This window comes from Streptomyces colwelliae (assembly GCF_048158785.1).
Taxonomy (GTDB): domain Bacteria; phylum Actinomycetota; class Actinomycetes; order Streptomycetales; family Streptomycetaceae; genus Streptomyces.
On record NZ_JBLTJC010000104.1, the window covers coordinates 1 to 21,576 of the forward strand.

20 protein-coding genes are annotated in these 21,576 nt (G+C 70.4%); 8 read left to right on the forward strand and 12 right to left on the reverse strand.

Features of this window, described 5'->3' with window-relative positions; translation table 11 throughout:
* The 6 genes from ACNFOC_RS22345 to ACNFOC_RS22370 all read right to left on the reverse strand — a co-directional run.
* Positions 1-961, reverse strand: a 961-nt coding sequence (locus ACNFOC_RS22345; protein ID WP_416960868.1) for a carbohydrate kinase family protein, incomplete at its 3' end; no start/stop codon positions are given.
* On the reverse strand, positions 958-1,866 hold the full coding sequence (locus ACNFOC_RS22350; RefSeq protein WP_416960869.1) for a pseudouridine-5'-phosphate glycosidase: 909 nt from the start codon (positions 1,864-1,866) through the stop codon (positions 958-960). The genes ACNFOC_RS22350 and ACNFOC_RS22345, both read right to left, overlap by 4 nt.
* A gap of 138 nt (positions 1,867-2,004) precedes the next feature.
* Positions 2,005-3,237, reverse strand: coding sequence for a formaldehyde dehydrogenase, glutathione-independent (gene fdhA / locus ACNFOC_RS22355; protein WP_416960870.1), 1,233 nt, complete (start codon positions 3,235-3,237; stop codon positions 2,005-2,007).
* A 66-nt stretch (positions 3,238-3,303) separates the two neighbouring features.
* Positions 3,304-4,614 carry an MFS transporter gene (locus ACNFOC_RS22360; RefSeq protein ID WP_416960893.1) on the reverse strand — a complete coding sequence of 437 codons (1,311 nt, stop codon included), beginning with the start codon at positions 4,612-4,614 and terminating at the stop codon, positions 3,304-3,306.
* Between the two features lie 93 nt (positions 4,615-4,707).
* On the reverse strand, positions 4,708-5,262 hold the full coding sequence (locus ACNFOC_RS22365) for a methylated-DNA--[protein]-cysteine S-methyltransferase (protein ID WP_416960871.1): 555 nt from the start codon (positions 5,260-5,262) through the stop codon (positions 4,708-4,710).
* 45 nt (positions 5,263-5,307) lie between these two features.
* Complete coding sequence (locus ACNFOC_RS22370; RefSeq protein ID WP_416960872.1) at positions 5,308-6,183, reverse strand: glycerophosphodiester phosphodiesterase; 876 nt, start codon at positions 6,181-6,183, stop codon at positions 5,308-5,310.
* A 279-nt stretch (positions 6,184-6,462) separates the two neighbouring features.
* On the opposite strand from ACNFOC_RS22370, the gene ACNFOC_RS22375 reads away from it, so the two are divergent.
* From ACNFOC_RS22375 to ACNFOC_RS22405, 7 genes are all read left to right on the forward strand, one after another.
* Positions 6,463-7,326 (forward strand): MHYT domain-containing protein, encoded by an 864-nt coding sequence (locus tag ACNFOC_RS22375; protein ID WP_416960873.1) that lies wholly within the window; start codon positions 6,463-6,465, stop codon positions 7,324-7,326.
* Between the two features lie 40 nt (positions 7,327-7,366).
* Positions 7,367-9,496: an excinuclease ABC subunit UvrB gene (gene uvrB / locus ACNFOC_RS22380; RefSeq protein WP_416960874.1), complete on the forward strand. Its 2,130-nt coding sequence runs from the start codon at positions 7,367-7,369 to the stop codon at positions 9,494-9,496.
* 158 nt (positions 9,497-9,654) lie between these two features.
* The gene (locus ACNFOC_RS22385; protein WP_019060481.1) at positions 9,655-10,233 is read left to right on the forward strand and encodes a TerD family protein; all 579 of its coding nucleotides are present in this window, start codon (positions 9,655-9,657) and stop codon (positions 10,231-10,233) included.
* Between the two features lie 50 nt (positions 10,234-10,283).
* Positions 10,284-12,329, forward strand: coding sequence for a TerD family protein (locus tag ACNFOC_RS22390; RefSeq protein ID WP_416960875.1), 2,046 nt, complete (start codon positions 10,284-10,286; stop codon positions 12,327-12,329).
* Positions 12,330-12,563: 234 nt separating this feature from the next.
* Positions 12,564-13,565, forward strand: a complete 1,002-nt coding sequence (locus tag ACNFOC_RS22395) for a TerC/Alx family metal homeostasis membrane protein (protein ID WP_416960876.1) — start codon at positions 12,564-12,566, stop codon at positions 13,563-13,565.
* A gap of 128 nt (positions 13,566-13,693) precedes the next feature.
* Positions 13,694-14,008 (forward strand): hypothetical protein, encoded by a 315-nt coding sequence (locus ACNFOC_RS22400; protein WP_416960877.1) that lies wholly within the window; start codon positions 13,694-13,696, stop codon positions 14,006-14,008.
* Positions 14,009-14,069: 61 nt separating this feature from the next.
* Positions 14,070-15,173, forward strand: a complete 1,104-nt coding sequence (locus tag ACNFOC_RS22405; RefSeq protein ID WP_416960878.1) for a calcium:cation antiporter — start codon at positions 14,070-14,072, stop codon at positions 15,171-15,173.
* Between the two features lie 118 nt (positions 15,174-15,291).
* On the opposite strand, the gene ACNFOC_RS22410 is transcribed toward ACNFOC_RS22405, so the two are convergent.
* Entirely contained in the window at positions 15,292-16,563 is a 1,272-nt protein-coding gene (locus ACNFOC_RS22410) for an MFS transporter (RefSeq protein WP_416960879.1), read from the reverse strand.
* Between the two features lie 173 nt (positions 16,564-16,736).
* Here ACNFOC_RS22410 and aroQ point away from each other — a divergent pair, with 173 nt between their 5' ends.
* Positions 16,737-17,210, forward strand: coding sequence for a type II 3-dehydroquinate dehydratase (gene aroQ / locus ACNFOC_RS22415; protein WP_416960880.1), 474 nt, complete (start codon positions 16,737-16,739; stop codon positions 17,208-17,210).
* Between the two features lie 73 nt (positions 17,211-17,283).
* On the opposite strand, the gene ACNFOC_RS22420 is transcribed toward aroQ, so the two are convergent.
* The 5 genes from ACNFOC_RS22420 to ACNFOC_RS22440 form a co-directional block, all read right to left on the reverse strand.
* A complete protein-coding gene (locus tag ACNFOC_RS22420; RefSeq protein WP_416960881.1) occupies positions 17,284-18,045 on the reverse strand; it encodes an amino acid ABC transporter ATP-binding protein in 762 nt (253 codons plus the stop codon).
* Positions 18,042-18,959 carry an amino acid ABC transporter permease gene (locus tag ACNFOC_RS22425; protein ID WP_416960882.1) on the reverse strand — a complete coding sequence of 306 codons (918 nt, stop codon included), beginning with the start codon at positions 18,957-18,959 and terminating at the stop codon, positions 18,042-18,044. The genes ACNFOC_RS22420 and ACNFOC_RS22425 overlap by 4 nt, the downstream gene beginning before the upstream one ends.
* On the reverse strand, positions 18,956-19,840 hold the full coding sequence (locus tag ACNFOC_RS22430) for an ABC transporter substrate-binding protein (protein ID WP_416960883.1): 885 nt from the start codon (positions 19,838-19,840) through the stop codon (positions 18,956-18,958). Before ACNFOC_RS22430 ends, ACNFOC_RS22425 begins: the two co-directional genes overlap by 4 nt.
* A gap of 356 nt (positions 19,841-20,196) precedes the next feature.
* The gene (locus tag ACNFOC_RS22435; protein ID WP_416960884.1) at positions 20,197-20,853 is read right to left on the reverse strand and encodes an MBL fold metallo-hydrolase; all 657 of its coding nucleotides are present in this window, start codon (positions 20,851-20,853) and stop codon (positions 20,197-20,199) included.
* Positions 20,854-20,863: 10 nt separating this feature from the next.
* Positions 20,864-21,550, reverse strand: a complete 687-nt coding sequence (locus tag ACNFOC_RS22440; RefSeq protein WP_416960885.1) for a maleylpyruvate isomerase family mycothiol-dependent enzyme — start codon at positions 21,548-21,550, stop codon at positions 20,864-20,866.
* Positions 21,551-21,576 lie beyond the last annotated feature (26 nt).

Sequence of the window (21,576 nt, forward strand, 5' to 3'; positions counted from 1 at the left end):
TCGGCTTCCGAGGAGGTCGTCGGTTGGGGGCAGCGGATGGTCGAGTTGGCGGCGCGTCCGCTCGACGAGGAGATCCGCGTGCCGCAGCCGGCGGGTGGCCGGGCGGCGGGATCAGGTGAGGTAGTCCTCGGGGCCGCCGCGGCGGACGGTGTCGAGCGTGAAGCAGTGGAAGCCGCCGCCGAACAGGCGCCGTGTCCTGGGGAACGGCCGGCACGGCAGGTACGCGTGCGTGGACCATGCCGGAGTGGGCGACCAGGGCTCCCTCGGCGCCCTGTTTGGTGACCACCAGGGGGACATGGCGGCTCAACTTGGCCGCCGCGTCCGCCGGATCGGGCAACCCCGTGAGCAGGCACGCCTCGTCCCGGCTCGGCAGCAGGACGTCCACCCCCTCGACGAGCGCGAGGAAACGGTCGACGCCCAGCTCCACCAGGAAGCCCGCCGACGCCGGATCCAGACTCACCGGCACCCCACGCGCGCGTGCCGACTCCAGCGCCACGGCCACCAGCGCCCGGCTCGGCTCCGAGAACAGCAGATAGCCCGACAGGTGCAGCCGTATGACGCCGTCGAGCAGCGCGTCAGACCAGTCGTCGGGATCGAACCGCAGGGCCGCGCCGCTGTCGGTGAGGAACGTCCGCTCGGCCGCCGCCCCCGTGTCGACCAGGCAGATCACCGTCCCGGTCGGCGCCTCCGGATCGACGACGAGACGGGGCCGCACACCGGAGGCGACCAGCTCCCGCTCGTGCCAGACCGCCGCGTCCGCACCCACGCGACCGAGCAGCCGTACGTCCGTGCAGCCCCAATGGGCCGCCCAGCAGGCCACGTTGGCGCCCGCGCCGCCCGGCACGGTACGGATCGCGGCGGCGGTGTCGGTCCCCGGGGCGAGCGGCCCCCGGTGCCGGGCGACGACGTCCGTGACGACGTCGCCGACGACCAGGAGCGCGCCGTTCGGCTCCGGTGTCACGCCTCGGCCCAGGCCGCCGCGATCCGTCCCGCCAGCCGTACGTTGCCGCGTACGGCCGCCAGGTTGGCGTTCAGCGAGGCACCGTCGGTGTGCTCCACCAGGTATCCGAGGAGGAACGGGGTGACCGCCTGCCCGGTGACGCCCTCCGCCTCGCACGCGTGCAGCGCGTCGGCGAGCACACGCGCGTGCAGCTCGGGATCCAACTGCTCGTCCTCGGGCACGGGGTTGGCGACGATCAGCGTCGACTTCGGGGCGTCGAGCGCGTCCTGCGCCCGCATCACGGCTGCGACCTGCTCGGGGGTCTCCAGCGTCCACTCCACCGGATACCCGGAGTCGGAGAGGTAGAAGCCGGGGAAGCGGTCCGTGCCGTACCCGGCGACCGCCACGCCCAGCGTCTCCAGGCGTTGCAGAGTCGCGGGCACGTCCAGGATCGACTTCACTCCCGCGCACACCACCGTGATCCGGGTGGACGCCAGCAGCCCCAGGTCGGCGGACTCGTCCTGCGTCACCGTCCACTCCCGGTGCACCCCGCCGAGCCCCCCGGTCGCGAACACCCGGATGCCCGCCCGGGCCGCGAGCAGCGCCGTCGCCGACACCGTGGTCGCCCCGCTGGCCCCCGCCGCCACCGCGAGCGGCAGGTCGCGGTGGCCCAGCTTGCGGATCCCGTCCTCGTTGGCGACCCGCTCCAACTGCTCCTTGTCCAGGCCGACATGGGGCCGCCCGTCCAGCACCGCGACTGTCGCGGGTACGGCACCCTCCTGCCGTACCGCCGCCTCCAGCTCCAGCGCCACCTGGAGATTGCGCGGGCGCGGCAGCCCGTGCGCGATGATCGTCGACTCCAGGGCCACCACGGGTCGACGCGCGTCGATCGCCTCACGTACTTCCTCGGACACCACCAGCACCACGCGCCTCCTGTTGTTCGGTCTTCCCTCATCCCTGGCGGGCGCCGTGCCCGGTCAAACCCTCGCGGAATGTGGGAGACACCACCAGCGGCAACGTGGAAAAAGGGGGCCACGCGTGCGTGGCCCCCACTTTCCCGTGCGTCAGACCGGGCTGATGCCCGCCAGCGTGCCGTGCGGATCGAGCACGTACTTGCGGCTGGCGCCCTGGTCGAACTCGGCGTAGCCGCGCGGTGCGTCCTCCAGCGCGATCGGGGTCGCGTTGACGGCCTTGGCGATGTGCACGCGCCCGTGCAGGATCGCCATCATCAGACTCCGGTGGTACGTCATCACCGGGCACTGACCGGTCGTGAACCCGTGGCTCTTGGCCCACCCGAGTCCGAGCCGCACCTTCAGGGTGCCGCTCTTCGCGTCCTCGTCGACCCCGCCGGGGTCGGCGGTGACATACAGCCCGGGGATGCCCAGGGCACCGCCCGCGCGCGTGATGCCCATCAGCGAGTTGAGGACGGTCGCCGGCGCCTCCGGGGCGTTCGGGCCGTGTGCCCGTGCCTCGAAGCCGACCGCGTCGACCGCGGCGTCCACCTCGGGCTCGCCGAGGATCTCGGCGATCTGCTCCCCGATGTCGCCGCGCGAGACGTCGACGGTCTCGCAGCCGAAACTCCTCGCCTGGCCCAGCCGTTCGGCGTTCAGGTCGCCGACGATGACGACCGCGGCGCCCAGGAGCTGCGCCGACGCGGCCGCCGCCAGACCGACCGGACCCGCCCCGGCGACGTACACCGTGGACCCGACTCCGGCGCCCGCGGTGACCGCGCCGTGGAAACCGGTCGGGAAGATGTCCGACAGCATGGTCAGATCGAGCAGCTTCTCGCGTGCCTCGTCCCGGTCCGGGAACTTCAGCAGGTTGAAGTCCGCGTACGGGACCATGGCGTACTCGGCCTGGCCGCCGACCCAGCCGCCCATGTCGACATAGCCGTAAGCCGCCCCGGGGCGGGCCGGGTTGACGTTCAGGCAGATGCCCGTCTTGCGTTCCTTGCAGTTGCGGCACCGCCCGCAGGCGATGTTGAACGGTACGGAGACGATGTCGCCCACGTCGATGAACTCGACGTCCGGACCCCGTTCGACGACCTCTCCGGTGATCTCGTGTCCGAGTACCAGCCCCTCGGGCGCGGTCGTCCGGCCGCGCACCATGTGCTGGTCGCTGCCACAGATGTTGCTGGCGAGCACCTTCAGGATCACCCCGTGCCGGGCCTTTCGGCCGACGTTGGCGGGGGCGACTCCCGGCCCGTCCTGCAGTTCAAGCGTCGGGTAGTCGATGGTCCTGACTTCGACCGCTCCCGGCTTGAGATACGCGACTGCCCTGTTTCCGCTTCCACTCATGCGTGTTCGCCGTCCCTTCGGCTCCGATCCCCCGGATGCCAGTGGCTGTGCGCACGGCGGAGTCTGCTACCGGCTCGGCCTCCCGGCCACCCTTCGCGGGACATCGGAAACCGGGATCTTCCGGGAGCGGGTGAGCAGGGCCAGCGCGGCCAGGGGTATCAGCAGGCAGGCCGCGGCGAGGTTCAGCCAGCCGTAGCTCGCCTCGGCGACCACCAGTCCGGCCACCGCCCCGCCGATGCCCGCCGAGGTGTTCATCGTGAGGTCGGACAGGCCCTGCGCGGCGGCACGCGCGGGCTGCGGCACCGAGTCCGTGAGCAGCGCCGAGCCGGAGACGAGCCCCGCCGACCAGCCCAGGCCCAGCACGAACAGCCCCAGCGCGATCCGCCCGTGACTCCCGCCCGCCGTACCGGCGATGAACGCGGCACAGGCCAGCAGCCCCACCGCGAGCCCTATCCCCGCCAGCCGCCCGACCCGGTCGGAGAGCCTCCCCATCAGCGGCGAGAACGCGTACATCCCCGCGATGTGCCCGCTGATCACCAGCCCGACCAGATCGATGCTCGCCCCGTGATGGCCCAGCTCGACCGGCGTCATCGCCATCACCGACACCATCGCCGTGTGCGACACGGCTACCGTCACCAGCGCCAGCCGCGCCCGCGGTGAGGCCGCCACCGCCGCGAACCCGGCCCGCAGCGACCGCGCGGCGGGCGACCGGTCCTCGTCCGGCGCGAGCGCCCGGGCCGTCAACAACGGATCGGGCCGCAGCAGTACGGCGACCACGACCGCGGCGACCACGAAGATCCCGCCCGCCCACAGGAAGGGCCCGGCCGCCGCCGGTATCCCGAGCCCCGAGACGCTACGCCCCGCGGGCGCGGCGATGTTGGGTCCGAGGACCGCCCCTATGGTCGTCGCCCACACGACATGGGAGATGGCCCGGGCCCGCTGCTCCGGCTCGGCCAGATCGGCCGCCGCGAACCGGGACTGAAGGTTCGCCGACGAGGCCGCCCCGAACCCTGCCATGCCGCACAGCAGCAGCGGAAAGCTCCCGATGCTCGCCGCGAGCACCACGACACCGGCTCCCAGCGCCCCGACCAGATACCCGAGGACCAGCCCGGGACGCCGACCACGCGCCGTCATCAGCGCCGCGAACGGCATCGACAGCACCGCGGTGCCCGTCACGGTCGCCGTGGGCGCCAGCCCGGACAGCGACTCGGTCCCACTGACCTGCTTGGCCAGTACGGCGGCCAGCGCGATCCCGGTGGCGACCCCGAGCCCGCCCAGGATCTGGGTCGCGATCAGTACGCCGGACACCCGGCGCCGCAGAGCGGGCAGCCGGTCGGCCGCGACAGGCACCGCGTCCCGCCCCTCGACGGCGGTCACGGCGCGCACCCGGTACCGCCGTTGCCGCACGCGCACGTGAAGCCGGTCCTCACCAGCACAGCGTCCCCCCTGATTCCCGGTCCGCCCGAGCCCTCAGAACAACGGCTCGGGCAGCACCCCCTCCAGCGCCAGCAACTTCCTCTTCGTCTCCAGGCCGCCCCCGAACCCGCCGATGCCGCCGTCGCTCTCGACGACCCGATGGCACGGCACGACGACCGGCAGCGGATTGGACCCCATCGCCGTCCCCACGGCCTGGGCCGCGCCCGGCTGCCCGACCCGCCCGGCCAGATCGCCGTACCCGACGACCGAGCCGTACCGCACACCGGACGCCAGCTCGCGCAGCACCTGCCGGTTGAAGCCGGAGATCAGGGACCAGTCGAGCGGCAGCTCGAAGTCGCGTCGGTCACCGGCGAAGTAGGCCTCGATCTGACGTATCGCCTCGGCCAGCAAGGGGGAATCGGGCTCCTCGACCGGCTCCGTGCCCAGCCGGGACGCCAGTCGGTCGAGGGTCTTGTCGCGCACCGCGTCCGTGGCGTGGAACACGACGTTGACCAGGCCGTCCTGTGTCGCGGCCAGCAGCAGGGGACCGATGTCGGTGCCGACGACGGTCCACACGACCCGCTGCTCGTTCTGCCCATGGCTGTCCATGCGCCCACCGTACGACCCGGCACTGACAACGCCCCGCGAGCCGCCTCAGAACCCGTTCAGCGCGGACCGCACCACGTCCGGCTTGTTCGTGATGAGCCCGTCCACGCCGTACCCGGCGACCTTCCACGCCGTGGGCGCGTCGTCGACGGTCCAGGCGTACACCTCCATCGGACGCCCGTGCGGGCCCGTGTGCCCGTGCACGGCGGAGACGTAGCCCATCGAGATCGAGCCGTACGACGGGTTGATCAGGTCGGTGAAGGCGGCGTACTCGTGCAGGGCGGACACTGCGGGCGTGCCGAGGAAGCCGGTCCTGATGGCGGGCTTCAGGTCGTGGACGATCCGGATGCTGTCGGCGCTGAAGCTCTGCACGATCAGCCGGTCGTCGAGGTGCCCCTCGTCCAGCCACCCCTCGTTGCCCAGGAGCTTGAGGGTCTGCTGCTCGATGCCGGGGTACAGCTCCGGGTTCTTGATCTCCAGGAGCAGGCTCTCGTGGTTGTGCTCCACCTCGCGCATGTACTGCGTGAGCGTGGGCACGCGCGTGCCTGTGAACGCGGGGCCGAACCAGCTTCCCGCGTCGAGGCGCGCGATCTCGGCGGCGGTGAAGTCCTTCACCTTCCAGGGAGCTCGATGGGGGAACACCTTCTGGACGTCGGTGGTGCGCTTCAGGCTGTCGTCGTGGATGACGACGAGCTCGCCGTCCTTGGTGCGCTGGACGTCGTTCTCGACCCACTGGAAGCCGAGCTGGGCCGCCTTGTCGATGGAGGCCAGGGTGTTTTCGGGCGCATAGGAGGACGCGCCCCGGTGGGCCACCACCGTGGGCCACTCGGTGGCGGCCCCGGCCCGGGCGGCGGGGGAGGGGAGCAGAAGGGCGGCGGCCCCCAGGAGCGCGGTGGTCGAGGCGGCAACTGCGCGCAGGTGCATGCGTACTCCTCGCATCGAGCGATCACATACAGCTCAAGAGTGACAGCGGAACGTCACTACCCGTGGGGTACAGGATGGACACAGAATGAATGGAGTTGCCCAAGTCCGCTCACCGGTGCCGCACAACTGGGGCAGGGCCGTGTTTCTTTGCCGGAAAATCGTTCGACCATTCCGGTGGGGGTCATACTCTCTGCGTCGACCCTGACCGTTCCCGCGGTCCTGGGGCTGGGCGCGTTTCAGGAGTTCCGGGGACAGAACAGGGCGGAAGGGTAACTGCGCATGCAGGGCACGGTCGACGGATTCAGCTACGGACTCGTCACACCGCTGGTGGCCTACCTCATGGCGTGCCTCGGCGGCGCCCTCGGCCTGCGCTGCACCACCAGATCGATGCTCGTGACCCAGTCCTGGCGCCCCGGATGGCTCGCCCTGGGTTCGGCGGCGATCGGTTCCGGCATATGGACGATGCACTTCATCGCGATGATGGGTTTCTCGGTCCGCCAGACACCGGTCCACTACGACAAACCGATGACGTTCGCGAGCCTCGCCGTCGCCATCGTCATGGTGGGCGTCGGGATCTTCATCGTCGGCTACAAGGGAGCCAAGGGGACGGCGCTGTTCACCGGCGGCACCCTCACCGGCCTGGGCATCGCCTCGATGCACTACCTGGGCATGGCCAGCATGCGCCTCAACGGAAAGCTCGAATACAACACGTTCACTGTGTCCGCTTCCGTCGTCATAGCGGTCGTGGCCGCGATCACCGCTCTCTGGGCGGCCGGACAGGTCCGCGGGTTCCTGTGGAGCGTGGGCGCGAGCCTCGTCATGGGGCTCGCCGTCGCCGGCATGCACTACACCGGCATGGCCGCCCTCAGCGTCCACGTCCACGGCACGGCCGCGACCACCGACGGCGTGTCGGCCGCGTCCCTGCTCGCGCCCATGATGATCGGCCCCCTCGCCTTCCTTGTCCTGGCCGGCGTCGTCGTGATGTTCGACCCGCTGATGATCATGGGGAAGCCCGCCCGGATCCCCGTCGAGCACAAGCCCGGAGTCCCGGCCGGCGCCGTCGTCCCGCACCCCCGGCGCACCCCCGTCCGCGCCGCCCGTGAGCTCGGACACCGCCGCTCCCGCACCCCGCAGAACCGCTGATCCGACCCCGTTGTCAGTGGCGGGTCGTACGGTTGGTTCCATGCGGCCCGTTTCCCACATCGAACGCACGGTGGCGCCCTTCGAGGTCGTCAGTTCCTACCAGCCCAGCGGCGACCAGCCGGCGGCCATCGCCGAGCTGGCCCGACGCGTCGAGGCAGGTGAGAAGGACGTCGTCCTGCTGGGCGCGACCGGCACCGGCAAGTCCGCCACCACCGCGTGGATGATCGAGAAGCTCCAGCGCCCCACCCTCGTGATGGCGCCGAACAAGACCCTGGCCGCCCAGCTGGCCAACGAGTTCCGCGAGCTCCTGCCGAACAACGCGGTCGAGTACTTCGTCTCGTACTACGACTACTACCAGCCCGAGGCCTACGTCCCGCAGTCGGACACCTACATCGAGAAGGACTCCTCGGTCAACGAGGAGGTCGAGCGCCTGCGCCACTCCGCGACCAACTCGCTGCTCACCCGCCGCGACGTCATCGTCGTCGCCTCCGTCTCCTGCATCTACGGCCTCGGTACTCCGCAGGAGTACGTGGACCGCATGGTCCCCCTCAAGGTCGGCGACGAGATCGACCGCGACCAGCTGCTGCGCCGCTTCGTGGACATCCAGTACACGCGCAACGACGTGGCCTTCAGCCGCGGCACCTTCCGAGTCCGCGGCGACACCATCGAGATCTTCCCGGTCTACGAGGAACTGGCCGTCCGCATCGAGATGTTCGGCGACGAGATCGAGGCCCTCTCCACCCTCCACCCGCTCACCGGCGAGATCATCAGCGAGGACGAGCACCTCTACGTCTTCCCGGCCTCCCACTACATCGCCGGCCCCGAGCGCATGGAGCGGGCCGTCAACGACATCGAGAAGGAACTCGCCGAGCGGCTGGCCGAGATGGAGAAGCAGGGCAAGCTCCTGGAGGCCCAGCGCCTGCGCATGCGGACGACGTACGACCTGGAGATGCTCCGCCAGATCGGCTCCTGCTCGGGCGTCGAGAACTACTCGATGCACTTCGACGGCCGCGAGCCCGGCTCCGCGCCGAACACCCTGATCGACTACTTCCCGGAAGACTTCCTGCTCGTCATCGACGAGTCGCACAACACGGTCCCGCAGATCGGCGCCATGTACGAGGGCGACGCCTCCCGCAAGCGCACCCTCGTCGACCACGGCTTCCGACTGCCCTCCGCGCTGGACAACCGCCCCCTGAAGTGGGAGGAGTTCCAGAAGCGCATCGGACAGACGGTCTACCTGTCGGCGACCCCGGGCAAGTACGAGCTGTCGCGCGCGGACGGCGCCGTCGAGCAGATCATCCGCCCCACCGGCCTGATCGACCCCGAGGTCGTCGTCAAGCCCACCGAGGGCCAGATCGACGACCTGGTGCACGAGATCCGCAAGCGCACCGAGAAGGACGAGCGGGTCCTGGTCACCACGCTCACCAAGAAGATGGCCGAGGACCTCACGGACTACTTCCTCGAACTCGGCATCCAGGTCCGCTACCTGCACAGCGACGTCGACACCCTGCGCCGCATCGAGCTGCTGCGCGAGCTGCGCTCCGGCGAGTTCGACGTCCTGGTGGGCATCAACCTCCTCCGCGAGGGCCTCGACCTCCCCGAGGTGTCCCTGGTGGCCATCCTGGACGCCGACAAGGAAGGCTTCCTGCGGTCCGGCACCTCCCTGATCCAGACCATCGGCCGCGCGGCGCGCAACGTCTCCGGCCAGGTCCACATGTACGCCGACCGGATCACCCCGGCGATGGAGAAGGCCATCGAGGAGACCAACCGCCGCCGGGAGAAGCAGGTCGCGTACAACACGGAGCGCGGCATCGACCCCCAGCCGCTCCGCAAGAAGATCAACGACATCGTCGCGCAGATCGCCCGCGAGGACGTCGACACGGAGCAGCTGCTCGGCTCGGGCTACCGCAAGGCCAAGGACGGCAAGGGTGCCAAGGCCCCCGTGCCCGCCCTCGGCGGCAAGGCCGCGAAGGCGGCCAAGGGCAGGGCCAAGGACACGGTGCCCACCGACCGTCCCGCGGCCGAACTCGCCGAGCAGATCGAGGAGATGACGGCACGCATGCGTGCCGCCGCCGCTGACCTGCAGTTCGAGGTCGCGGCCCGGCTGCGCGACGAGGTGCACGAGATGAAGAAGGAGCTGCGGCAGATGAAGGAGGGCGGCCTGGCCTGATCTCCCGGATGGACCGCCGGACCTCGGGGTATGCGCTCTGTGTTGCAAGACCGACACAAAGTCCGATGCGGGGTTCGGCACTGTCAGTGGCGCTGCGTAGGGTTCTGGACATCCGCGGATTCCGCGGCAACTGGGGACAGTTCGAGAGGGGAACAGCCGTGACCGTCAACATGACCAAGGGTCAGGCCATCAGTCTGCAGAAGAACGACGGGACCGGCCTGACCGCTGTGCGCATGGGTCTCGGCTGGCAGGCGGCTCCCCGGCGCGGCCTGTTCGGCTCGCGCACCCGGGAGATCGACCTCGACGCGTCCGCCGTGCTGTTCGCCGACAAGCAGCCGGTCGACGTGGTGTTCTTCCGCCACCTGGTGAGCGACGACGGCTCCGTGCGCCACACCGGGGACAACCTCGTCGGCGGTGTCGGCCAGGGCGGCGACGACGAGGCGATCCTCGTCGACCTCGCGCGCGTGCCGGTCCACATCGACCAGATCGTCTTCACCGTCAACTCCTTCACGGGCCAGACCTTCCAGGAAGTGCAGAACGCGTTCTGCCGCCTGGTCGACGAGACCAACGGCCAGGAGCTGGCCCGCTACACGCTGGCGGGCGGCGGCCAGTACACGGCCCAGATCATGGCGAAGGTGCACCGCTCCGGCTCGGGCTGGACGCTGACGGCCCTCGGCACGCCGACCAACGGCCGCACCTTCCAGGACCTGATGCCGGCGATCCTGCCGCACCTGTAGGGCGGCCCGGCGCACACGACACGACACGGCTGAGCAGGGGGACGAGAGCGATGGCAGCCGAGCTGGTGCGAGGGCAGAACCACCCGCTCTCCCAGGTGCACTTGGAGATCCGGGTCGCGGCCGGCAAGCCGGTCGTGGCCGCCGCCACGCTGGGCGACGAGCACGGCAGGATCCACGGCGTCGAGTGGGTGGCCCACCCGGGCACACCCACCCTGCCCGGCCTGGAGGTCTCCAAGCAGGCGGCCGCCGACCACCGCCTCGCCGTGGACCTGGGCGCGATGCCGGAGGCCGTGCACCGCGTCAGCGTGCTGCTCGCCCTGCCCCTCGGCGGTGACGGCCCCGTGCGCTTCGGCGCCGTGGCCGCGCCCTTCGTCGCGGTCACCGGCCTCGACGGCACCGAGGTCGCCAGCTACACGATCACCGGCCTGGACGCCGAATCCGCCGTCGTGGCCCTGGAGTTGTACCGCCGACAGGGTGCCTGGAAGGTGCGCGCGGTGGGCCAGGGCTACGCGGGCGGCCTCGCCGAACTCCTCACCGACCAGGGCCTGCCCCAGGCCTCGCACCTCGCGGGCAGCATCAACGAAGCGGTGGCCCAAGGCCTCGCCCGCTCCGTGGCCGCACCCCCGCCGCGCACCCCGGACGGCGACCGCACCCGCCAGACGGCCACACCGGCCCTCGGCCCCGAGGGGAGCGGCTCCACGACACAGGGCGCCCCCGGAGCCGTAGCACCGCAGCCGACGTCTCCGTACGGGGCGCAGGGCACCCCGGGGGCCGTGGCGCCGCAGTCCGGATACCCCGGCGGCGGCGCGCCCGCGGACCCCTCCGTGGCCACTCCGCCTGTTGCCCCCGCCCAGCCCGCCGCTCCCGCCGCCGGCGGTCCGGTCGACTACAGCCACCCGCGTCGGCAGACCGGGGCGCCCCCGCAGCCCGCGCCGACCGCACCCCCGGCCGCGCCCGGGCAGCCCGCGCGGCCCGTCGCCGGGGACGCGACCGGGTGGTCGATGGAGGAGCGGCTGTACAACCAGGTGTGGGGGATGTTCGAGGACCTGGCGCGCACCATGGCCGCGTACCGCAGCGCGGTCGACTTCGCGGACTCGCGCATGGAGAAGGAGCTCGACCAGGCCCTGTCCGACCCGCGCAGCCGGATCGGCGGCCAGGGCGACGCGGTCCGCGAGGCGGCCCAGGTCAAGCACGCCCAACTCGTCGACCAGGCACGGGCGGCCCTCGACCGGGACATCGCCCAGCTGGCCGCCGAGTCCGAGGTGGTGGAACCCGCGCTACCGCCGGCGTTCGCCGGCTGGGACAACCCCGTCTGGCACGGCTACCGCGTCCCGATGGAGATCCCCATGGCCCTGCGCCTCGGCGATCTCCACCTCCCGGAGAGCCCCGAGCTGCGCATCCCGATGCTGGTCCGGCTACCGCTGGAGCGCGGCCTGTGGATCGACAGCGGTAACGCGGAGTCTCTGGACGGCTCGTTCACCGACTCCCACGAGCTGCGGCGCCTCGCGCTGGACACGGCCGTGGCGCACGCGGCCCGGCTGCTCGCGGTCTATCCGACGGGCGAGTTCGCCGTGCACGTCATCGACCCGGCCGGCTCGGCGGCGCAGGCACTGGTCCCGCTGGTGCACACCGGTGTGCTCGCGGCGCCGCCCGCCATGGGCGCCGCCGGGGTGGCGGACGTCCTGACCCGGCTCACACAGCGGGTGGACCTGGTGCAGATGGCGATTCGCGGCGGCGCCGCCGACTCGCTGCCGCCCGGTCTCGACACGGCCGAGCAGCTGCTGATCGTCAACGACTTCCCGCACGGCTTCGACGACCGGGCCGTGACCCAGCTGCGCTATCTCGCAGACGAGGGCCCGAGCGTCGGCGTCCATCTGATGATGGTCGCGGACCGCGAGGACGCCGCGGGCTACGGCCCGTTGCTCGACCCTCTCTGGCGTTCGCTGATGCGACTCACCCCGCTGCCCGACGACCACCTCGCCGACCCGTGGGTCGGACACGCCTGGACGTACGAGCCCCCGCTCGTGCCGCCCGGCAGCCAGGTGCTGCGGCAGGTGCTCACGGAGGTCGCGACGGCCCGCACCAAGCGCAGGTAAAGAGCTCTCACCTGCGCTTTTATCCTTTCTTTGGTAATCACTTTACCTTTTCTTGGTGGTTGGGGTAGGCTTTTCCGTACGGAGGGGAGTACTCCCTATCTGCTGCGGCGTACCCGTCAATACGGATCAGGCCAGATCCCGGGGCGTCGGCCCTGGGCGCCCGTCCAAGGTGGAAGAGACCTCCGGTAGCGACGACGCTGACCATTTGCCGTTAATACCGCCGGAGGAGCAGTAGTGGATGTTTCCGTGACCCTGTGGGTCCTGACCATCGTGGGGCTGGCCGCCCTCATCGCGGTCGACTTCTTCATCGGCCGCAAGCCGCATGACGTGTCGATCAAGGAAGCCGGAATCTGGACGATCGTCTGGATCGCCCTCGCCGGACTCTTCGGACTCGGCCTGCTCGTCTTCGGGGACGGCCAGGCCGGTGGGGAGTTCTTCGCCGGCTTCATCACCGAGAAGTCGCTGAGCGTCGACAACCTCTTCGTCTTCGTCCTGATCATGGCGAAGTTCGCCGTGCCCTCGCAGTACCAGCAGCGGGTGCTGCTCGTCGGCGTCCTCATAGCCCTGGTCCTGCGGGCCATCTTCATCGCGGCCGGCGCGGCCATCCTCGCCAGCTTCGCGTGGGTCTTCTACATCTTCGGCGCCTTCCTCATCTGGACCGCCTGGAAGCTCATCCAGGAGGCCCGGGCCGACGAGGAGGAAGAGGAGTTCGAGGAGAACAAGCTGCTCAAGGCCGCCGAGCGCCGCTTCGGCGTGGCCGACCGCTACCACGGCACCAAGCTGTGGATCCAGGAGAACGGCAAGCGGGTCATGACCCCGATGCTGGTCGTGATGCTCGCGATCGGTACGACGGACGTGCTCTTCGCCCTCGACTCCATCCCCGCGATCTTCGGCCTGACCCAGGACCCGTACATCGTGTTCACGGCCAACGCCTTCGCGCTGATGGGCCTGAGGCAGCTGTACTTCCTCATCGGCGGCCTGCTGAAGAAGCTGGTCCACCTCAGCTACGGCCTGTCGGTCATCCTCGGCTTCATCGGCGTCAAGCTGGTCCTGCACGCGCTGCACGAGTCCGGCGTCCATGTCCCGGAGATCTCCATCCCGGTCTCGCTGGGCGTGATCTGCGCGGTCCTGATCGTCACCACGATCACCAGCCTGATGGCCAACAAGAAGCAGGCGGCGGCCGAGGCGGCGCAGTCCGGGACCGAAGGCGCTCCGAAGGACAGCATCGACGCCTGACCACGTCGGACGTAGGAGAAACGATCACCGGGAGCACCGCACGATGAATTGCCGACCATCGCTCCCGGTGCTTCGTTGGATACCGAGCGCGACCGGTCCGGGAGCGCCACGGACGGGTGGAGGTATCCATGGACGTATCGCAGAAGTTCGTGCAGATCGTCGACTTCGAGACCGATCGCTTCGACGAGATGCAGGCGGTGGCCGAGGAAGTGGACAAGCGGATGGCCGGCCGTACCGGCGGGCCGACCCACCGCCTCGTCCTGCGCGACCGGAACAATCCCGGCCATGTCCTCGTCGTGATCGAGTTCGACTCGTACGAGGACGCCATGCGCAACAGCCAGGACCCCGAGACCACCAAAATGGCGGAGCAGATGGCCGCGTTGTGTACCAGGCCGCCGTCCTTCACCGACTGCGACGTACTGGACATGACCGAGTTCAAGTAGCGCCGGGCGGGCCCCGCATCGCCGGAATGCGGGGCCCGTACGCCTCTGCGAGGATCGCTTCATGATCACTCGGCTGAGGTCGCTCACCCACCGGTGGACGACCCTCGTACCGGTGCTCGCGGCCGTCCTCCTGGTCTTCACCTGGGGGCGGAAGGATCTGCCCGCCGTGGTCGTCGCCCTGGTGACGCTGGTCCTCGCCGGGGCCGTGCTGGCCGCGGTGCACCACGCCGAGGTGATCGCCCATCGCGTCGGAGAACCCTTCGGTTCCCTGGTCCTCGCTGTCGCCGTCACGATCATCGAGGTCGCCCTGATCGTGACCCTGATGGCCGACGGCGGCGACAAGAGCTCGACCCTCGCCAGGGACACCGTCTTCGCGGCCGTCATGATCACCTGCAACGGCATCGTCGGCCTGGTCCTCATCGTCGCCTCGCTGCGGCACGGCACGGCGGTCTTCAACCCCGAGGGCACCGGCGCCGCCCTCGCCACCGTGGCGACCCTGGCCACGCTCAGCCTGGTCCTGCCGACCTTCACCACCAGCAAGCCCGGCCCGGAGTTCTCCGCCGCCCAGCTCACCTTCGCCGCGCTCTCCTCACTCGCCCTGTACGGCCTCTTCGTGGCCACACAGACCGTCCGGCACCGCGACTACTTCCTGCCGGTCTCCCGGCAGGGCGAGGCGATCACCAAGGACCACCACGCGGACGCGCCGTCCGCCCGCACCGCCCTGATCAGCCTGGGCCTGCTGGGCCTCGCCCTGATCGGCGTGGTCGGACTGGCCAAGGGCGTGTCGCCGACCATCGAGTCCGGCGTCGAGGCGGCCGGGCTGCACCACGCCGTCGTCGGCGTGATCATCGCGCTCCTCGTGCTGCTCCCCGAGACCATCGCCGCCCTGCGCTCCGCCCGCCGCGACCGGGTGCAGACCAGCCTCAACCTCGCGCTCGGCTCGGCGATGGCCAGCATCGGCCTCACCATCCCCGCCGTCGCCCTGGCGTCGGTGTGGCTCTCCGGCCCGCTCGTCCTCGGCCTCGGCTCCACGCACATGGTGCTGCTCGCCCTGACGATTGTGGTGAGTTCGCTGACGGTGGTGCCGGGACGGGCGACACCGCTCCAGGGCGGAGTCCATTTGGTGCTGTTCGCAGCGTACTTGGAGTTGGCGATCAATCCGTAACGCGCGCAGTTGCGTAGCGCGAGGCGTTCCGGACGGCACGTAAACGCTTGCGCAAGCCTTTACGTCTCCTGCCGCTTTATGTTCCCTGTCGGTCTACGTCCCCCCGCCGCGCAGGTCCTCACCCGGTGACCGGCTCTGCGGCCACCACCCCCACCGGCCTGGTCTCCGGCAGCAGCGCGAAGCAGCCCAGGCTGAACAGCGCGACCCCCGTCAGATAGGCGCCCACACCCCAGGGGACGCGTCCGCTGTGCTCGGCGAGCGCCGTCGCCACGATCGGGGTGAGCGCGCCGCCGAGAACCCCGCCGAGGTTGTAGCCCACGGCGGCACCCGTGCAGCGCACCCGCGGCTCGTACAGCTCCGGCAGATACGCGCCGAGCACGGCGAACATCGTCACGAACGCGAGCAGCGCCCCCAGGAACCCGAGGAACATCAGCAGCGGCGCACCCGTGGCGAGCAGCGCGACCATCGGGAACATCCACAGCGCGGCGGCCGTGCACCCCAGCAGACACAGCGGACGGCGCCCGTAACGGTCGCTCAGCAGCGCCACCAGCGGGGTGAGCGAGCCCTTCACCACCACGGCGGCCATGATGCAGGCCAGCATGACGGTCCGGCCGACGCCGAGCCGCTCCGTGCCGTAGGCGAGGGACCATGTCGTCACCGCGTAGAAGACGGCGTACCCCACGGACAGCGCCCCGGCGGTCAGCAGCACCAACCGCCAGTGGTCGCGCACGACTTCGGCGAGCGGCACACGCGCGTGGTCGTCGATCTCGAGGAACCGGGGGCTCTCGACGAGCGACGAACGCAGCCACAGCCCGCCGAGGGCAAGCACCCCGGCCACCCAGAACGGCACCCGCCAGCCCCACTGCGTGAACTGCGCGTCGGTCAGGGTCACCGACAGTGCCAGCATCACGCCGTTGGCCAGCAGGAACCCCACTGCGGGCCCGATCTGCGGAAAGCTCGACCACAGCCCGCGCCGCCCGGCCGGCGCGTGCTCGGCGGTCAGCAGCACCGCCCCGCCCCACTCCCCGCCGAGTCCCAGCCCCTGCAGAAATCGCAAGCACAGAAGGAGCACGGGAGCGGCCACCCCGATCGAGCCGTACGACGGTACGCAGCCGACCGCGACCGTCGAGGCGCCGGTCAGCAGCAGCGAGGCGACCAGGACCGGCCGCCGCCCGCGCCGGTCCCCGAAGTGCCCGAACAGGATCGAGCCCAGCGGCCGCGCCACGAAGCCCACACCGAACGTCCCGAAGGCGGCCAGCGTCCCCGCCACCGGCGAGAACGTCGGGAAGAACAGGGGGCCGAGGACCAGGGCGGCCGCCGTGCCGTAGACGAAGAAGTCGTAGAACTCGATCGCGGTTCCGGCGAGGGAGGCGGCCGCGAGGCGCAGCATGGAAGGGGGCCTTACGGTGCGTACATCGTGCATGCCGCGTCAACTACCCACAGTGAGCAACGGTTACGGGGGCGCGCGGAGGCGCGGAGGGGTCGTGATAGACCGGGTCCGAGCAGCGGCCGTCGACCGGCGGCCCCGCCTCGAACGACACGTCCGAACGGACCGGAGGAACCGTGCCCCGCACCCTGGCCAACGCCCCGATCATGATCCTCAACGGCCCCAACCTGAACCTCCTGGGCCAGCGCCAGCCGGAGATCTACGGCTCCGACACACTCGCCGACGTCGAGACCCTGTGCGTCAAGGCGGCGGCCGCGCACGGCGGCACGGTGGACTTCCGGCAGTCCAACCACGAGGGCGAACTGGTCGACTGGATCCACGAGGCGCGGCTGAACCACTGCGGCATCGTGATCAACCCGGGGGCGTACTCACATACCTCCATCGCGATCCTGGATGCCCTCAACACCTGTGACGGGCTACCCGTGTTGGAGGTCCACATCTCCAACATCCACCAGCGCGAGTCGTTCCGGCACCACTCGTACGTCTCGCTGCGCGCCGACGGTGTCATCGCGGGGTGCGGTGTGCAGGGGTACGTGTTCGGCGTGGAGCGCGTCGCCGCGCTGGCGGGCGCGGGGAAGGCCGACACGTGAGGCCGACGCGTCAGGCGTAAGCACCGGCCTTCTGGCGTACGCCCCTTACAGACCACCTGTTACAGACGGCCGGTCACAGGCGGCCCGCCTCCACGATCCGTCGCAGGAAGCGCCGCGTGCGCTCCTGCTGCGGGTCGCCGAAGATCTGCTGGGCCGTGCCGCGCTCCAGGACGACGCCTCCGTCCAGGAAACACACCTGGTCGGCGACGTCCCGGGCGAAGCCCATCTCGTGCGTGGCCAGCACCATGGTCATGCCCTCGTCCTTCAAGTCCCGCACCACGGCGAGCACTTCACCGACCAGCTCGGGGTCGAGCGCGGCGGTGATCTCGTCGAAGAGCAGCAGCCGGGGACGTACGGCCAGGGCGCGCACGATCGCCACCCGCTGCTGCTGACCGCCGCTCAGCCGGTCCGGGTAGGCGCCCGCCTTGTCCCCGAGCCCGAGCCGCTCCAGCAGCTCACGCGCGTGTGCCTCGGCCTCCGCGCGGGACACGCCGTGCACCCGGCGCGGGGCCAGGGTGATGTTCTCCAGGACGGTCATGTGCGGGAACAGGTTGTACGCCTGGAACACCACGCCGATACGGCGCCGTATCGCGTCCTGGTCGACGCGGGGGTCGGTGATCTCCTCGCCGTCCAGCCAGATCGCGCCGTCGTCGATGTCCTCCAGGAGGTTCGCGCACCGCAGCAGCGTCGACTTGCCGGAACCGGAGGCGCCGATCAGCGCGGTCACCGTGTGCTGCGGGACCTCCAGGTCGACGTCCCGCAGGACGACCGACGTACCGAAGGTCTTGCGGACGGACTCCATGCGCAGCACAGGTGCGGTGTTGTCGGTGCTCATGTCGTGCCTCCCTGGGCGCGCTGCTTGTCCATCCGCGCGGTCACCCAGTCCGTGAAGCGGGTCATCGGGATGGTCAACGCGACGAAGACGAGCCCGGCGACGATGTACGGCGTGTAGTTCAGGGCGCGCTGCGCGATGATGTCGGACGCCCGCACGGCGTCGATCGCGCCGCCGATCGACACAAGCCCGGTGTCCTTCTGGAGGGACACCAGATCGTTCAACAAAGGTGGCACCTGTCGGCGTACGGCCTGGGGGAGCACCACGTGCCGCAGCGCCTGCCGGTTGCTCAGGCCCAGCGAGCGGGCCGCGGCGCGCTGCGAGGGGTGCACGGACTCGATGCCCGCGCGGAACACCTCGGCGACGTACGCCGAGTACGTCAGCGTCAGCGCCGCACCGCCCAGCCACACGGGGTCGACGGTCACGCCCTGGAGGCGCAGAGCGGGCACTCCGAAGACCACGATCATCAGGTTGATGATCAGCGGCAGCCCGCGGAAGAAGTCCGTGTACGCGGCCGCCAGCACCCGCAGGGGGAAGAACACGGGCCCGCGCAGGGTGCGCGCGATGGCGATCAGCATGCCCAGGACGAGCACCAGCACGCCGCAGATCAGCAGCAGCCGGATGTTCAGCCACAGCCCTTCGAGGACCTTGGGGAACGCCTCGCGCGCGTAGTGCCCGTCGAAGAAGGTCTCCTTGGTGCGCTCCCAGCCCGGCGCGCTGACCACGACCACGTACAGGACGACGGCGGTGACCAGGGTCGACACCGCGGCGATCGCGGTCGCGCGGCGGGCACGCGTGCGCTTGTGACGCTCGCGGTCCAGCCGTCGCTGCGAGGGGACGTAACCGTCGCCCCCGCCGGGCATGTCGCCCTTGTCGTCCGCGGCCTCCCGGCCGGAGTCGTCCTTCACCACGGTCACTTGAGGACCGGGGCGTCGACGGCGTCGGAGAGCCACTGCTTCTCCAGCGCGGCCAGCGTGCCGTCCTTGCGGAGCGCGTCCACGGCCGACGTCACGCACGACGTGAGGTCGCTGCCCTTGTCGAGGACGAGCCCGAACTGCTCCGGCGTGCCGCCCTGGTTCTCGAACTGGCCGACGATCTTGGCGTTGGTCACCTCGGCCGAGGTGATGTAGAAGGCGGTCGGCAGGTCGGTGACGATCGCGTCGACCTGGCCGTTCTTGAGCGCGGAGACGGCCTGGTCGTTCTTGGAGAACGCGGCCTCCTGCTGCGTCGGCTTCACCACGTCGCTGATGTAGTTCAGGCTCGTGGTGCCGACCTGGGCGCCCAGCTTGAGGCCCTTCAGGCCCGCGATGCTCGTCGCCTTGGCGGCCTTGCTGCCCTTGAGCGCGATGACGGCCTGACGCACGTCGTAGTAGCCGGACGAGAAGTCGACGGCCTTCTTGCGCTCGGTGCTGATCGACACCTGGTTGATGTCGAAGTCGAAGGTCTTCACGCCGGGCGCGAAGGCCTTGTTGAAGGGGACGCTCTGCCAGACGACGGCGCTCTTGTCGTAACCGAGCTGCTTCGCCACGGCGTAGGCGACCGCCGACTCGAAGCCCTTACCGTTGGCGGGCTTGTCGTCCTCGAACCACGGCTCGTACGCCGGCTCGTCCGTGGCGATCGTCAGCTTGCCGGAGGTCTGGGTGGCCAACTTGCCCTTGGCGCAGGTGGTCGCGGTCGAACCGGAGGCCTGGTCGGAGGCTTTGTCCTCCGGCTGCGGGGCACAGCCGACGGCGGTGGCGAGCAGGGCTACGGTTGCGGCGGATATCGCGCGGCGCAGTACGCGAGGGGCAAGGTGCATGGCGGGAGAGTGACAGTCGGACGTCCTGATTGTCCAGGTCACAGCCCCGAATGTCCGCATAGTGGGAACACTTGTTGCGCTCTTGTGAACAGCACCTGTGGGGTGCCGATTCCGGCCCGCTCGCCGGGGCCGCCGGTCGAGGGCGGGGAACGATGGACCGGCGGCCCATCCGCGCAGGAGCCGTCGTCCTGAGCGGGGCTGCTTCCAGTTGACCGCGCAACCACGCGTGCCGGGAGCGCGCGTGGGACACCGGCGCGTGCGAAGGATTCACACGGGGCGTGTACGCGGGGGTTGCGCGGGGCGCTCGTGGAGTTGTTCACGCCGGGCGCGCGCCCCGCAGGCCGAGGGCCGGACTCTCACCACCCGCGCGCGTGCCACTCCGGCAGGTGCGGGCGCTCCGCACCGAGCGTCGTGTCGTTGCCATGGCCCGGGTAGACCCACGTCTCGTCCGGGAGCGTGCCGAAGATCTTCGTCTCGACGTCGTGGATCAGGCTGGCGAAGGCCTCGGGGTCCTTCCAGGTGTTGCCCACGCCGCCCGGGAACAGGCAGTCCCCGGTGAACACATGAGGATGCCCGTGCGGGTCGTCGTAGACGAGCGCGATCGAGCCCGGCGTGTGGCCCACGAGGTGACGCGCGGTCAGTTCGACCTGCCCCACGCGGATCGTGTCGCCGTCGCCGACCAGGACGTCGGTCGGTACGGGGATGCCGTCGGCGTCCTCGCGGCCCGCGTACGTACGCGCGCGCGTGGCCGTCACGACCTCGGCGAGTGCCTGCCAGTGGTCGCCGTGCTGGTGGGTGGTGACGACGGACGCGATGCCGTCGTCGCCGATCGTGCCGAGCAGGGTCTCCGCGTCGTTGGCCGCGTCGATCAGCAGCTGCTCGTCCGTTGCCCGGCAGCGCAGCAGATAGGCGTTGTTGTTCATGGGCCCGACCGCGATCTTGGTGATCATCAGGTCCGTGAGCTCGTGCACATCCGCCGGTCCACCGACCGTCACCTCGCCGCTGTACGTCATGGCGGTCACCTTATAGCGGGGGCAGCGACGGCAAGGCGCCGCCGTCCACCGTCAGTCCGGACCCGTCACGGCGTCCGCAGAGCCAGCCGAGGAGATCCGCCGGGCCGCCGGTCACGGTGATTTCGGGCTTCTCCGCGGACCGGCCCGTGCTCCACGCGTGCGTGCCGTCGGTGAGGTGGGTCGGCGGTACATCCGGGTGCCCGTCGAACCGCTCGACCAGGAAGGCGATCTCCCGCTGGGTGAACTCCTCCGGCAGATCCTCCAGTTCGTACCCGATCCCCAGGTCCACGTGGTGCAGCTCGACCTCGACCCAGCGCCGGAAGGGCACCCGGGAGGCGGTGTCGACGACGCCGTTGCGCAGCTCCACGCGGCGTGACCAGTCCGCCGGAGCGGCGCCCGACGCCTGGAAGCCGGCCGCGCTCTCCCGTACGTCGGCGAGCTGGACGGCGAGGGGGCGAGGGGCGTCGCGCTCGATGTCGGCGTCACGGACGCTCGCCGTGGCGTACATGAGGCGCCCCTCCAGGACGTTCACGAGGGCGTCCGCGTTGCGGGCGATATGGGCGAGGACGTGATTGCGGCTCCAGCCGGGGAGCCGTGACGGCGCGGCGGCCGAGGCGTTGTCCAGGGCGGTGGCTCCGGTGAGCAGTCGTTCGGTCGCATCACGTACAGAGGCCAGGTCATGAGCGTGATCAATCATGCTGCTGACCCTAGTCCCGCCACACC